This is a genomic window from Aliiroseovarius sp. (assembly GCF_965228805.1).
GTDB lineage: Bacteria > Pseudomonadota > Alphaproteobacteria > Rhodobacterales > Rhodobacteraceae > JASBTN01.
Genome location: NZ_CBDDIE010000003.1, coordinates 1,286,035 through 1,298,645, shown reverse-complemented (window position 1 = coordinate 1,298,645; position 12,611 = coordinate 1,286,035). Strand labels below are relative to the sequence as shown.

14 protein-coding genes are annotated in these 12,611 nt (G+C 62.9%); 6 read left to right on the top strand and 8 right to left on the bottom strand.

Annotated elements, in window-relative coordinates:
* Positions 1 to 4 precede the first annotated feature (4 nt).
* The 3 genes from ACO07D_RS07645 to ACO07D_RS07635 are packed head-to-tail and all read left to right on the top strand — an operon-like array spanning position 5 to position 3,660.
* Positions 5 to 2,020, top strand: a complete 2,016-nt coding sequence (locus ACO07D_RS07645) for an acetate--CoA ligase family protein (RefSeq protein ID WP_421702363.1) — start codon at positions 5 to 7, stop codon at positions 2,018 to 2,020.
* The gene (locus ACO07D_RS07640) at positions 2,017 to 2,799 is read left to right on the top strand and encodes a carnitinyl-CoA dehydratase (RefSeq protein ID WP_421702362.1); all 783 of its coding nucleotides are present in this window, start codon (positions 2,017 to 2,019) and stop codon (positions 2,797 to 2,799) included. The genes ACO07D_RS07645 and ACO07D_RS07640 overlap by 4 nt, the downstream gene beginning before the upstream one ends.
* A gap of 51 nt (positions 2,800 to 2,850) precedes the next feature.
* The gene (locus ACO07D_RS07635; RefSeq protein ID WP_421702361.1) at positions 2,851 to 3,660 is read left to right on the top strand and encodes an SDR family oxidoreductase; all 810 of its coding nucleotides are present in this window, start codon (positions 2,851 to 2,853) and stop codon (positions 3,658 to 3,660) included.
* Between the two features lie 10 nt (positions 3,661 to 3,670).
* Here ACO07D_RS07635 and ACO07D_RS07630 read toward each other — a convergent pair whose 3' ends face one another.
* The 5 genes from ACO07D_RS07630 to ACO07D_RS07610 all read right to left on the bottom strand — a co-directional run bounded on the left by ACO07D_RS07630 (position 3,671) and on the right by ACO07D_RS07610 (position 8,054).
* A complete protein-coding gene (locus ACO07D_RS07630; protein ID WP_421702360.1) occupies positions 3,671 to 3,874 on the bottom strand; it encodes a hypothetical protein in 204 nt (67 codons plus the stop codon).
* 126 nt (positions 3,875 to 4,000) lie between these two features.
* The gene (dxs, locus tag ACO07D_RS07625; protein ID WP_421702359.1) at positions 4,001 to 5,929 is read right to left on the bottom strand and encodes a 1-deoxy-D-xylulose-5-phosphate synthase; all 1,929 of its coding nucleotides are present in this window, start codon (positions 5,927 to 5,929) and stop codon (positions 4,001 to 4,003) included.
* Between the two features lie 15 nt (positions 5,930 to 5,944).
* The gene (locus ACO07D_RS07620) at positions 5,945 to 6,880 is read right to left on the bottom strand and encodes a polyprenyl synthetase family protein (RefSeq protein WP_421702358.1); all 936 of its coding nucleotides are present in this window, start codon (positions 6,878 to 6,880) and stop codon (positions 5,945 to 5,947) included.
* The gene (locus tag ACO07D_RS07615) at positions 6,880 to 7,122 is read right to left on the bottom strand and encodes an exodeoxyribonuclease VII small subunit (RefSeq protein ID WP_421702357.1); all 243 of its coding nucleotides are present in this window, start codon (positions 7,120 to 7,122) and stop codon (positions 6,880 to 6,882) included. Before ACO07D_RS07615 ends, ACO07D_RS07620 begins: the two co-directional genes overlap by 1 nt.
* On the bottom strand, positions 7,119 to 8,054 hold the full coding sequence (locus ACO07D_RS07610; protein WP_421702356.1) for a histone deacetylase family protein: 936 nt from the start codon (positions 8,052 to 8,054) through the stop codon (positions 7,119 to 7,121). The genes ACO07D_RS07615 and ACO07D_RS07610 overlap by 4 nt, the downstream gene beginning before the upstream one ends.
* A 50-nt stretch (positions 8,055 to 8,104) precedes the next feature.
* On the opposite strand from ACO07D_RS07610, the gene ACO07D_RS07605 reads away from it, so the two are divergent.
* A complete protein-coding gene (locus ACO07D_RS07605) occupies positions 8,105 to 8,656 on the top strand; it encodes a hypothetical protein (protein WP_421702355.1) in 552 nt (183 codons plus the stop codon).
* Between the two features lie 18 nt (positions 8,657 to 8,674).
* Here the strand turns inward: ACO07D_RS07605 and ACO07D_RS07600 are convergent, their stop codons facing one another.
* The gene (locus ACO07D_RS07600) at positions 8,675 to 9,376 is read right to left on the bottom strand and encodes a response regulator (RefSeq protein WP_421702354.1); all 702 of its coding nucleotides are present in this window, start codon (positions 9,374 to 9,376) and stop codon (positions 8,675 to 8,677) included.
* On the bottom strand, positions 9,369 to 9,887 hold the full coding sequence (locus ACO07D_RS07595; RefSeq protein ID WP_421705009.1) for a MarR family winged helix-turn-helix transcriptional regulator: 519 nt from the start codon (positions 9,885 to 9,887) through the stop codon (positions 9,369 to 9,371). Before ACO07D_RS07595 ends, ACO07D_RS07600 begins: the two co-directional genes overlap by 8 nt.
* A 179-nt stretch (positions 9,888 to 10,066) precedes the next feature.
* Between ACO07D_RS07595 and ACO07D_RS07590 the strand changes: the two genes are divergently transcribed.
* Together ACO07D_RS07590 and ACO07D_RS07585 are read left to right on the top strand one after the other, a co-directional pair.
* Positions 10,067 to 10,933 carry a branched-chain amino acid aminotransferase gene (locus ACO07D_RS07590; protein WP_421702353.1) on the top strand — a complete coding sequence of 289 codons (867 nt, stop codon included), beginning with the start codon at positions 10,067 to 10,069 and terminating at the stop codon, positions 10,931 to 10,933.
* Positions 10,934 to 10,998: 65 nt separating this feature from the next.
* Positions 10,999 to 11,436, top strand: a complete 438-nt coding sequence (locus tag ACO07D_RS07585) for a hypothetical protein (protein WP_421702352.1) — start codon at positions 10,999 to 11,001, stop codon at positions 11,434 to 11,436.
* A gap of 50 nt (positions 11,437 to 11,486) precedes the next feature.
* Here the strand turns inward: ACO07D_RS07585 and ACO07D_RS07580 are convergent, their stop codons facing one another.
* A complete protein-coding gene (locus tag ACO07D_RS07580) occupies positions 11,487 to 12,527 on the bottom strand; it encodes a cytochrome-c peroxidase (RefSeq protein WP_421702351.1) in 1,041 nt (346 codons plus the stop codon).
* Positions 12,528 to 12,611: the final 84 nt, after the last annotated feature.

Genomic DNA, 12,611 nt, shown 5'->3' with positions numbered 1-12,611 from the left:
GCGCATGAGCGCGCGCGATCTTTCACGCCTGTTTCGCCCCCGCACCATCGCTGTCATCGGCGGGGGAGCCTGGTGTACCCAGGTGGTGGAACAGTGTCGCAAGATGGGCTTTGACGGCGCGGTTTGGCGGGTACATCCAAAGGGGGGGGAAGGTGTCTATTCCACCCTGGAATCGCTCCCCAGCGCGCCAGATGCCGCCTTTGTCGGCATCAATCGGCACGCGACCATCGAGGCGGTGCGCGTGTTACGCGACATGGGTGCGGGCGGGGCCGTGTGCTTTGCCAGCGGGTTCTCCGAGGCGGCTGCCGAGGACGCCCAGGCGCATGATCTGCAAGCCGATCTTCTGGCAGCGGCCGGGGACATGCCGATCCTTGGGCCCAACTGCTACGGCTTCATCAACGCCATCGACGGCGCGCTTTTGTGGCCGGATCAGCATGGGTCCACGCGGGTCGCCAAGGGCGTGGCGATTCTGACGCAAAGCTCGAACATCGCGATCAACCTGACCATGCAGGCGCGGGGCCTGCCGATTGCCTATACCGTGACCTGCGGAAACATGGCCCAGACCGGCCAGGCGGAGATCGCCGCCGGGCTACTGGACGACGATCGCGTCACCGCCATTGGCCTGCACGTCGAAGGCTTCTCCGATCTGCGCGCCTGGGAGGCGCTGGCCACCAAGGCCCATGCCAAGGGCATCCCGCTTATCGCTCTCAAGGTGGGACGCTCGACGCAGGCTCAGGCAGCAACAGTGTCTCATACGGCGTCGCTCGCGGGCGGTGACGCGGGCGCGCAGGCCCTTCTGGACCGGTTGGGCATTCCCCGGCTGGACAGCCTGCCAGCCTTCCTGGAAACGCTCAAGCTGCTGCACATTACCGGGCCGCTGCTGTCGAACCGCATCGCCTCGATCTCGTGTTCAGGCGGCGAGGCATCGCTGGCCGCCGACACGGCCCATGGGCGCGACGTGGTGTTTCCACCGCTGAATGCGACGCAGAAACAGGCTCTAACCAAGGCACTTGGGCCAATGGTGGCACTGGCGAACCCGCTCGACTACCACACCTATATCTGGCGCAACGAGGGTGCGATGACCGCGGCCTGGTCGGGCATGGTCGACCCGGATCTGGCGTTGACCATGATCATCCTCGACTACCCGCGCGCGGATCGCTGTGATGCAACCGACTGGGATATTGCCACCCACGCCGCGCTGAACGTGCGCGCGCAGACCGGCGCGAATGTGGCCGTGGTGGCCAGCCTGCCGGAACTGATGAGCGAGGCCACCTGTGAACGGCTGATGGCGGGCGGTGTGGTGCCGATCCTGGGATTGGACGAGGCGGTCATGGCTGCGGAGGCGGCTGCAAAATGGCGGCCCCCCGTGTCGGAACCCGTCTGCCTGCCTGGCGCCGAACGCAACGGCCGGGTCCTGTCCGAGGCCGAGGCGAAATCCGCTCTGGTGGCCCACGGCCTGGACATCCCGAAGGCCAGATCAGGCTCTAATCCAGCCGAATTGGCATCCGAGGTCAGCTTCCCCCTGGTCCTGAAGGGCGAAGGTATTGCGCACAAGACCGAGGCCGGCGCCGTAGCCTTGGGGCTGACCAACACTGAAGAGGTCACCGAAGCCGCCGCGAAAATGCCGACGGAGAGCTTCCTGGTCGAGGAAATGATCACCGGTGGCGTGGCCGAGCTGCTGATCGGCGTGACCCGGGATCCGGCGCATGGATTTGTCTTGACCCTGGCAGCCGGGGGCACGTTGACGGAACTGTTGCAGGACAGCGCCTCGCTTCTGGTCCCAGCCAGCCGAGTGAGTATCGAACAGGCTCTATCCCGCCTGAAAATGTACAAACTGCTGCAAGGTTATCGCGGTGCGCCTGCCGCCGATATCGACGCCATCCTGGACGCCGTGGATGCGATCCAGTCCTATGTGCTTGCCAATGCCGATAGGCTTGAGGAAGTTGAAGTGAACCCGCTCATCTGTACCCCCACCCGCGCGGTGGCGGCGGATGCTCTGATCAAGGAAGACCCCGCATGACCAACCCGATCAAGACCCGGCGCGAAGGTGCCATCCTTGAAGTCACCCTGGACCGCCCCAAGGCCAATGCGATCGACCTGGCGACCTCGCGCATCATGGGCGATGTCTTTGCCGAGTTTCGTGACGACCCGGAGCTGCGCGTGGCGATCATCACTGGCGGGGGCGAGAAATTCTTTTGTCCCGGCTGGGATCTGAAAGCGGCGGCAGATGGCGACGCGGTGGATGGGGATTATGGCGTCGGTGGGTTCGGCGGCATACAGGAACTACGCGATCTGAACAAGCCGGTGATTGCCGCGGTGAACGGCATCGCCTGCGGCGGCGGGTTGGAGCTGGCCCTGTCCGCCGACATGATCCTGGCCGCCGATCACGCGACGTTCGCGCTGCCGGAAATCCGCTCGGGCACCATTGCCGATGCCGCCAGCGTGAAACTGCCCAAGCGTATCCCCTACCACATCGCGATGGAGCTGCTGCTGACCGGTCGCTGGTTCGACGCCGAAGAGGCGCATCGCTGGGGCCTGGTGAACGAGATCACCACCGGCGACCAGTTGATGGACCGCGCCTGGGAGCTGGCGCGCCTGCTCGCCTCCGGCCCGCCGCTGGTCTATGCCGCAATCAAGGAGATCGTGCGCGATGCCGAGGATGCCAAGTTCCAGGACGCGATGAACCGGATTACCCGGCGCCAGCTGCGCACTGTGGATGTGCTTTATGGCTCGGAAGACAACCTTGAAGGTGCGCGTGCCTTTGCTGAGAAACGCGATCCCGTATGGAAGGGCAAATAGGCGCACTGGCGGGGCTGGAACTCTGGCATAGGCGGTGGAATAGTGCCGCCCATGAAACGACTTCTGATCTTCGGCTATGGCTACACCGCCCGCGCGCTGGCGATCCGTTTGCGCGCGGAGGGATGGGAGGTGCGCGGCACCACGCGGGATGGCAGGGATTCCTTGCAATGGCCCGGCACCGATATGACCGAACATCTGGACTGGGCCAGCCACCTGTTGATCTCAATCGCCCCGCGCGCCGAGGGCGATCCAGTGCTGAACGCCTACGCGGAACAGCTTAAATCAGCGAAGTTCGATTGGGTCGGCTACCTGTCCACAACGGCAGTCTATGGCGATCACGATGGCGGCTGGGTCGACGAGGACACGCCCCTGACGCCTGCCACCCAGCGTGGCAAGTGGCGCGTGGCCGCGGAAGAGGGCTGGGCAGAAATTGATCTGCCGCTGCATATTTTCCGACTGGCCGGGATCTATGGCCCCGGGCGCGGCCCGTTCGCCAAGGTGCGCGCGGGCACGGCGCGGCGGATCGTGAAACCGAACCAGCTGTTCTCGCGCATCCATGTCGATGACATCGTCCGGACCCTGGCGGCATCCATTGCGCGCCCCAACCCGGGCCAGTCCTATAATGTCTGTGATGACGAGCCCGCACCGCCCGAGGACGTGCTGGCCCTAGCGGCCGAGATGCTGGACCTGCCAGCGCCCCCGGCCGAGGATTTCGCCACCGCCGAGATGACGCCGATGGCGCGCAGCTTCTACGCCGAATCCAAACGGGTCCGGAACGACCGGATCAAGGACGAGTTGGGCGTCAGGCTGACCTACCCCACCTATCGCGAGGGGTTGGCCGCGCTTCTTGACGAGAGCTGATGAGTGTCAGTCATTCCGGCACATAGGACGAGCCGCTGGACAGCGCCACGCCCAGGAAGATCAGCATCATGATTGGGACCAGGATGCCGTGTGAGGAGGAAGAGGCCGCCTCTTCAATGATCACGGCCGGTTCAACAATCGGATCGGTGTAGCCGTCGGCGAAGACCGAGTTGGCAGACAGGGTCAATGCAGCAGCAAGGATGATTTTTTTCATTGGTAACGCCTTTCTTGAGCAGACGTTATCGACTCTTCTTGCAAGCTGATTCGAGTCCAGCCCAACCGGCGGAGTTTCGCCGAATCTTAAGGAAATGTGGCCTTTTTGTGTCAGGCTAGACTTGGGTCAGGCCCGGCGACTTCCCAGCTGGGTGATTCCCAGAACCTGCAGGACCTTGGCCTCGATATCCTCGGCATTCAGCCCGGCATCAGCATACATTGCGGCAGGGTTGGCGTGGTCGATGAATGTGTCGGGCAACACCATTGAACGGAACTTGAGCCCGGTGTCGAATACGGCTTCGTCGGACAAAAGCTGCGCTACATGGCTGCCGAATCCACCCACGGCGCCTTCCTCGATCGTGATCAGGGCTTCGTGGTCGGCGGCCAGGCCCAGGATCATCTCGCGGTCCAGCGGCTTGGCAAATCGGGCATCCGCAATGGTCGGTGTAATCCCGCGCGCTTCAAGCTTTTCAGCAGCCTTTTCGACCTCAGAGAGACGGGTGCCGAAGGACAGGATGGCAACGCGCGCACCCTGCTGGATCATGCGACCCTTGCCGATTTCCAGCACCTCGCCCTTCTCGGGCAGCTCAACGCCGACGCCCTCGCCGCGCGGATAGCGGAAGGCCGAGGGGCGGTCGTCGATGGAATGCGCGGTGGCGATCATGTGCATCAGCTCCGCCTCATCAGCGGCGGCCATGACCACGATATCGGGCAGGTTGGCCAGGTAGGCGATGTCGAACGATCCCGCATGGGTCGCGCCATCCGCACCGACCAACCCCGCGCGGTCGATGGCAAAACGAACCGGCAGGCGTTGCACCGCGACGTCATGCACAACCTGGTCATAGCCACGCTGCAAGAAGGTCGAATACATCGCGCAGAAAGGTTTCAGCCCGCCCGCCGCCAGACCGGCGGCGAAGGTCACGCCATGCTGTTCGGCAATGCCCACGTCGAAGGTGCGCGACGGGTAGCGGGTCAGCATTTGCGCAAGCCCCGTGCCATCTGGCATGGCGGCGGTCACGGCACAGACCTTGTCGTCTTCGGCAGCCAGGCGCACCAGTTCCTTGCCGAACACGGACGTGTAGCTGGGCGCGTTGGACGGCGCCTTGTGCTGCTTGCCGGTCACCACGTCGAACTTGGCGGTCGCATGGCCCTTGTCATCAGCCGTTTCGGCGGGGCCGTATCCCTTGCCTTTCTTGGTAATCACGTGGATCAGCATCGGCCCGGTGGCGCGGTCGTGCACCGTACGCAGGACACTCATCAGCTGGTCCATGTCATGCCCGTCAATGGGGCCGACATAGGAAAAGCCCAACTCCTCGAACAGGGTGCCGCCGACGGTCATGCCCTTGAGCATTTCCTTTGCCCGACGTGCACCTTCCTGGAAAGGTTCGGGCAGCAGGCTGACCGCGCCCTTCGCCGCGGCCTTGAACTCCTGGAACGGCTCGCCCGCGTAAAGGCGGGACAGATAGCTGGACAGCGCCCCCGTGGGCGGCGCGATGGACATCTCGTTATCGTTCAAGATCACGAACAGGCGCTTGCCCAGGTGGCCCGCATTGTTCATCGCCTCGAACGCCATGCCTGCAGACATGGAGCCATCGCCGATCACCGCAATCGCATCGCCGATCCCGTGTTCCGGCGCACCGCCCAGGTCGCGGGCGACGGCGAAGCCCAGCGCGGCGCTGATCGAAGTGGACGAATGCCCAGCGCCAAACGGGTCAAACGCGCTTTCCGAGCGTTTGGTGAACCCGGACAGCCCGCCTTCGGTGCGCAGGGTGCGAATTCGGTCGCGGCGCCCGGTCAAGATCTTGTGCGGATAACACTGGTGGCCCACGTCCCAGATCAGCCGGTCACGCGGCGTGTCAAAGATGGCGTGCAGCGCGACGGTCAGCTCGACCACCCCCAGCCCCGCGCCCAGGTGTCCACCGGTCTCGGACACGGCCGAGATCGTCTCGGCCCGGACCTCATGGGCCAGCTGCTCCAGCTCACGGTCCGATAGCGCCTTCATGTCGGCGGGAACCGCGATACGGTCCAGAATGGGCGTGATGGGACGCTCGGACATGAGGAATTCCTTGGCTTACCTGTCTCGCGAGATAACGAACCGGGCGGCTTCCCGCAAGGTTTCGGCGTCGTCGCCATAGGGGGAAAGAGCGTCGCAGGCATCATCGATCAAGGTGCGCGCGCGGGCTTTCGCCGCGTCCAACCCCAGGAGCGACACAAATGTCGCCTTGCCCGCGTCGGCATCCTTGCCAACCGCCTTGCCAACCGCCTCGGCATCCCCTTCGACGTCCAGCACGTCGTCCCAGATCTGGAAGGCCAGGCCCAGTTTGTCCCCGTAGGTATCAAGCGCATCAATTTCGGCATCAGCCAGAATAGCACCAGCAGTGGCGGACCAGCGGATCAACGCGCCGGTCTTGCCGTTCTGAATTGCGATGATCTGGTCCAGGCTGTACGGGGTCTTGCGTGTCTCGGCCATGATATCAGCCATCTGCCCGCCAACCATACCGGAATGACCAGCTGCTGCGGCCATGCGGCGTACCAATTTCAACCCGATCCGTTCCTCTCCGATCGACGCGTGTGTGAGCAGCCAGAAACAGAGCGCCTGCAACGCATCCCCGGCCAGAACAGCCGTATGTTCATTCCATCTGCGGTGAACAGTTGGTTTGCCACGCCGCAAGTCGTCGTCGTCCATACAGGGCAGGTCGTCATGGATCAGCGAATAGGCATGCAAACATTCAACAGCCAGCGCGGCCCCCCCGGCACTCTGCGCCGAAATATTGTGGACGCGCGCGCCTTCCAAAACCAGGAAAGCCCGCAGCCCCTTTCCTCCGTCCAGCGCATATTTCATCGCAGCGATCAGGTCTGGCGTTCCATGTCGCGTCTGTCCGCGAAAACTCGCCTCCAGGCTGGATGCGACAACGCCTTGCGCCCGCTTGAGCGCATCGGGGAATGGTAGCGGATCCAGCGAGGTGTCGGGCAGGCGCTGGAAGCTAAAGCCCTTGCCGTCGGACATTACAGCCCTTCGACCGGTTTGGTGCCGGTGGGGGTGCCGTTCGCATCCAGGGTGATCGCGGCGACCTTTTCCTCGGCCTCCTTCAAGGTGGTTTCACAGCGCGCCTTCAAGGCAGCGCCGCGTTCGTAGAGCTTGATCGACGCCTCCAGCGCCACGTCGCCGCGTTCCAGCTGGCCGACCACGCCTTCCAGCTCGCGCATCGCTTCCTCGAAGCTCATTTCTTCCACAGGCTTGCCGCTCATGCCCCGCGCTCCATCATGACCCTCACATATGCCCCGACGCTCTCGCCCAGGGCCGTGAGATCATAGCCGCCTTCCAGGCAGGACACCACCCGCCCGGCGCAGCATTCGGAGGCCAGATCGCAGATGCGGGTCGCCAGCCAGGAAAAATCCTCGTTCTCCCATTGCAGCCCCGCCAGTGGGTCGCGGACATGGGCGTCGAAACCCGCCGAGACCACGATCAGGTCGGGGTCATAGTCTCGCAGAACTGGAAAGACCTTTTCCTCGTAGGCGTCACGCATGACCGCACCGCCGGTGGCTTCCTCAAGCGGCACGTTGATGATCTGCCCGAAGGCGCCTTTCTGGTGGATCCCGCCGGTGAACGGGTAGAAGGGCATTTGGTGGGAGGAGGCGAACTTGACCCGACTTTCGTGCCACAGCACATCCTGCGTGCCATTGCCGTGGTGCACGTCGAAGTCGATCACCGCGACGCGCCCAAGGTCGTATTCATTAGCCGCATGGATCGCCGCAATCGCCACGTTCGAGAAGAAACAGAACCCCATCGCGCGGGCTTTTTCGGCGTGGTGCCCCGGCGGACGAGTGGCGACGAAAGCGTTGGTAGCCTCGCCAGTCATGACCGCATCGACAGCGGCCACGGCCCCGCCAACTGCGCGCAAGGCCGCCTCCCAGGTGCCAGGTGACATAAACGTGTCAGGGTCCAGATGCGCGTCGCCATAGTCCGGCATCGCCGCCTTGATGCGGTTGTAATAGACCTTGGAATGACCCTTGCGGATGGTCTCCAGTTCGCCAAGCGGGGCCAGGCGGCGGTCCAGCGCCGCAAACTCGGGGGCGGACAACACCGCCTCGATCGCCTCGATCCGCGCCACCTGTTCCGGGTGGCCGTGAGGGGTGACGTGATCCAGGCTGGCGGGGTGGGTGAACAGAGCGGTTGTCATGGCCGGAGCCTATGGCAATAGTCGGAGGCAAACCATTGAGAAAGATCAATATGCGACACCTTGTTTCCCTTGTTGCCGCCCTTGCCCTAACGGCAAGCCCAACTCTGGCGCAGGAGTTTTCCACCACCCTGGTGGCCGATTTCACCGGCGAGGGGCTCAATGATCGCGCCGAGCTGATCGCGATGCAGCGCGGCGATGACGCGACTCTGAAGATCTGGAACAACGGCAATTTCGTTTTGGAGGTGCCCGGTATCGCCTGGGTCGGCGGCATCGGGCAGGAGCCTGAACTGGCCGTCACCCCTCACGGGTCATTGCAGGTCATTTCGATGAACGAAGCCATCGGCCGCAACCGTTGGCACGAAACCCTGACCATCGCCTATCGGCGCGGCGTGTTCGTGGTCGCAGGCTATACCTATGACTGGTACGACACGCTGAACCTGAACGATCAGGGCACTTGTGACATGAACTTCCTGTCAGGCAAGACCTTCGTTGACATCGGCCCCGATCGCACCCGGATCATTCGTCCGACCGAGATGACCGTTCTGCCCCTTGCGCTTTGGCCGGGTGACATCCCGAAGGTCTGCGCGGATTACCTGAACTGACCGGACCGGCAGAGGCGCCTATTCCGGCGCCAGCATGTAACCCGCGCCGCGCACGGTTTGCAGGAAGCGGGGCTGTTTCGGGTCGCTCTCGATCTTCTTGCGCAACCGGGTGATCTGCACGTCCACAGCGCGCTCCTGGGCCTGGCCCTCGGCACGGCCCAACTGTTCGACCAGATCGCCCCGGCTGACCGGCTCGCCGACCGAACCGGCAAAGATCTTCATCAACTGGCTTTCCGTGGCGGTCAGCCGCACCAGCTCTTCGCCCGACCATAGCTCGCCCCGTTCGACGTCATAGCGCACCGGACCCAGTTGCAGCATCTTCGGCGCCAGGTCCGCGGCCACCTGCGGCACGCGGCGCAGGATCGCGTTGATGCGCAGCAAAAGCTCCTTGGGCTCGAACGGTTTTGCCAGGTAATCATCCGCCCCGGCTTCGAGCCCGGCGATGCGATCTTCGGTCTCGCCCTTGGCGGTCAACAACAAGATCGGCGTGGCAATGCGCCCGCGCAGGTCGCGGGTCAGGCTGATCCCGTCTTCGCCCGGCATCATCACATCCATGACGATCATGTCGAACTCCAACCCATCCAACAGGCGCCGCGCATGAGCCGCATCCCGCGCGGCCGAAACCCAGAACCCATGGCGAATCAGAAACTTCTGCAACAGCCCGCGAATGCGTTCGTCGTCATCCACAATCAGCAGGTGGGTATCATTTCCGTCACTCATGTCCCGCATCCTTCAACCGGTTGAACAGGCGGCGCAGCTCGGGGTCCATCATCGCCTCCAGCACCGCACGAAATCCCTGGACCGCCTCCGGCCCGGCCTCACGGTAAGCGACCCGCATGCGCTCACGTTGCGCATCCGACAACTCACGTTCCAACGCCTCGCCTTCGTCGGTCAGGAACAGATGCCGCTCGCGCTTGTCCCGCGTGCCGACCCGGCTTTCGACCAACCCGTCCTCGACCAGGGTACGCAGCACCCGGTTAAGGCTCTGTTTCGTCACGCCCAATATCGACAGAAGATTGTTCACCGTGGTGCCCGGGCTGCGCGAGATGAAGTGGATCGCGCGATGATGCGCGCGCCCATAGCCTTTTTCATCCAGGATGCGATCCGGGTCGGCGGTAAAGCCACGATAGGCGAAAAACATCGCCTCGATCCCTTTGCGCAGCTGTTCGTCCGTCAAGAACAGCAGCGACTGTCCTCCCGGAGACCCCCCTGGCGCCCGCCCGTCATTCATCTGCCGCCTCATCACGTTTGATGTTTCAGTTTTGGATTTTATGTCAGCCTTGTTGACTTTCCAAGAATCAATTGATAGCCATCGTCGGATTTTGCGAAATATTATGTCCGAACCGGCCATATCTTCGCAACAATCGCAAATTTGAAACGCCCGAGGTGGCACAGCAAAGGAACATGGTCATGAGCGGATACGAAGACCGCGACGGCAAGATCTGGATGGATGGCAAGATGGTGGACTGGCGCGACGCGCAGGTACATATCCTGAGCCACGCGCTGCATTATGCCTCGTCGGTATTCGAGGGCGAGCGCTGCTATGAGGGCAAGGTGTTCCTCAGCCGCAAACACTCGGAACGCCTGCTGAAATCCGGCGAGCTGATGGACATGCCGATCCCCTACACCGTTGACGAGATCGAGGCAGCCAAACGCGCCGTGCTGGACGCCAACAACCTGACCAACGCCTATGTGCGCGTTCTGGCTTGGCGTGGTGCGGGCGAAGACATGGGTGTCAGCGCCGCACGCAACCCGGTCCGCATGGCAGTCACCGCCTGGGAATGGGGTGACTATTACGGCGATGCCAAGATGAAGGGTGCCAAGCTGGACGTGGCCAAGTGGAAACGCCCCTCGCCGGAAACGATCCCGACCGCTGCCAAGGCTGCGGGTCTTTACATGATCTGCACCATGTCGAAACACGCCGCCGAGGCAAAGGGCTGCTCGGACGCGCTGTTCATGGACTACCGCGGCTACGTGGCCGAGGCGACCGGCGCCAATGTCTTCTTCGTCAAGGACGGCGAAGTGCATACGCCGCTGCCCGACGCGATCCTGAACGGGCTGACCCGTCAGACCGTGATCGGCATGCTGAAGGAGCGTGGCATCACCGTGCATGAACGCCACATCATGCCGGACGAGCTGGACGGGTTCGAACAGTGCTGGCTGACTGGCTCCGCCGCCGAGGTCACCCCGGTCGGCCAGATCGGCGACTGGCATTTCGAGGTCGGCGCGCTGACCCGTGAGATCTCGGAAGCCTATGAGAAATTGGTGCGCTCGTAAGCGTATTAACCGGTTTTGAACCTGTGACTCCTATCCTGAGGTCAACTTGGGATAGGAGTTTTCTTATGCTGGTAATGCAGCGCAGCGTCATGCACCTGCTGATCGTCATCCTCCTGGTGGTTGCTCCGACCGCCGGTGCGCTGACCTATTACTGGTTTACCAAGAACCCCCACGTGCGCCCCCTGGGCATTACCCGCGAGAGCCTGGATGCCTTCGAACGTGGCGGCGGCCCGGTATTCGAGATCGTGGCGCATATCTCCTACGATCCGCGCTATTCCGACGGCAAGTCCCAGGCCGAGATGCACCGTGCCTTTTCCAACGCCTTTCGCGCCAAGGGGGTCCATGTAAACGTGAAATTTGCGCGCACCGGTGGATCGGGCACCTGGGTCACCTATGTGATCGGCCCTTCAACGATTGGCCCCTACCCATTGTCCGAAGCCTCCAGCGGGATCAACAAGGCCGTCGAAGCCTATCGGATGAGCGTGAAACCCCCGGCAGACTGACAAAGGTCGGCCCCCGAAGGGACCGACCTGACTTCACCCCTGATGTGGGATCATTGCGGCAGGATCTCTGCCGTCGGACGCGGGGTGGTACCGGTTTCTGCAGGAAGGGCCGGGACCGAAACCGCAGGCACGGGGCCCGACAGCGCCCCCAGGAAGGCGACGATCTGATCGGCTTCCCCATCCGTCAGCTCTTCTCCCAGTTGGCTTTCCGCCATGATCTGCACGGCGACCTTGAGGTCCCAGACCTTGCCGGAATGGAAATAGGGTGCGGTTTCGGCGATATTGCGCAGTGGCGAGGCCCGGAAGACGTATTCGTCATCGGCGGTTTCCGTCACCGCAAAGCGGCCCTTGTCGCCCTCGGGCAGCACGTCGCTGCCGGGCTTTTCGATCAGACCGAACGGGTAATAGCCATGGCCGCCCACGTTCACGCCCGAATGGCAGCTGGCGCAACCCTTGTCCATGAACAGCTCGAGCCCGGCCAGCTCGACCTCGCTCAGCGCAGCGTCATTTCCGTTCAGCCAGGCATCAAAGGGCGCGGGGGTCAGCAGGGTCGCCTCGAAAGCCTCGATCGCCTTGGCCATATTGTCGAAGCTGACCGCATCCCCACCGTCGAAAGCACTGTCGAAAGCGGCGACATAGCCGGGCATGGAGTTCAGCGTGGCGACCACATTGGCGGGCGTGTTGGCCATCTCGACCCCGGCCTGGATCGGGCCCTTGGCCTGCTCGGCCAGGTCGGCGGCGCGACCGTCCCAGAACTGCGCCTCGTTCAGGACCGAGTTCAGAACGGTCGGCGCATTGCGCGGCCCCTTTTGCCAGCCGTGACCGATGGAGGTCTCCAAATTGTCGTCCCCACCAGTCGCAAGGTTGTGGCAGGAATAACAGCTGAACACACCCGAAGCAGACAGGCGCGGATCGAAATAGAGCATCTTGCCCAGCTCGATCTTGGCGGGCGTGATCGGGTTGTCCGCCACCGCCGGCACGGTCGAGGGCAAGGGTTTGAACATGTCCAGAGCCGCCTCGCGCAGGTCATTGGCCAGGGCCGGGCTGGCCAGCAGGGTGGATGCCAGAAGAGTGGGGATGATGCGTTGCATTGTAGCCTCCAAGTTACGCATTGGAAGCATTCTAATTCTTATTCAAAATACACTTTGATTTAGAACAATTCCAGGAAATTGATC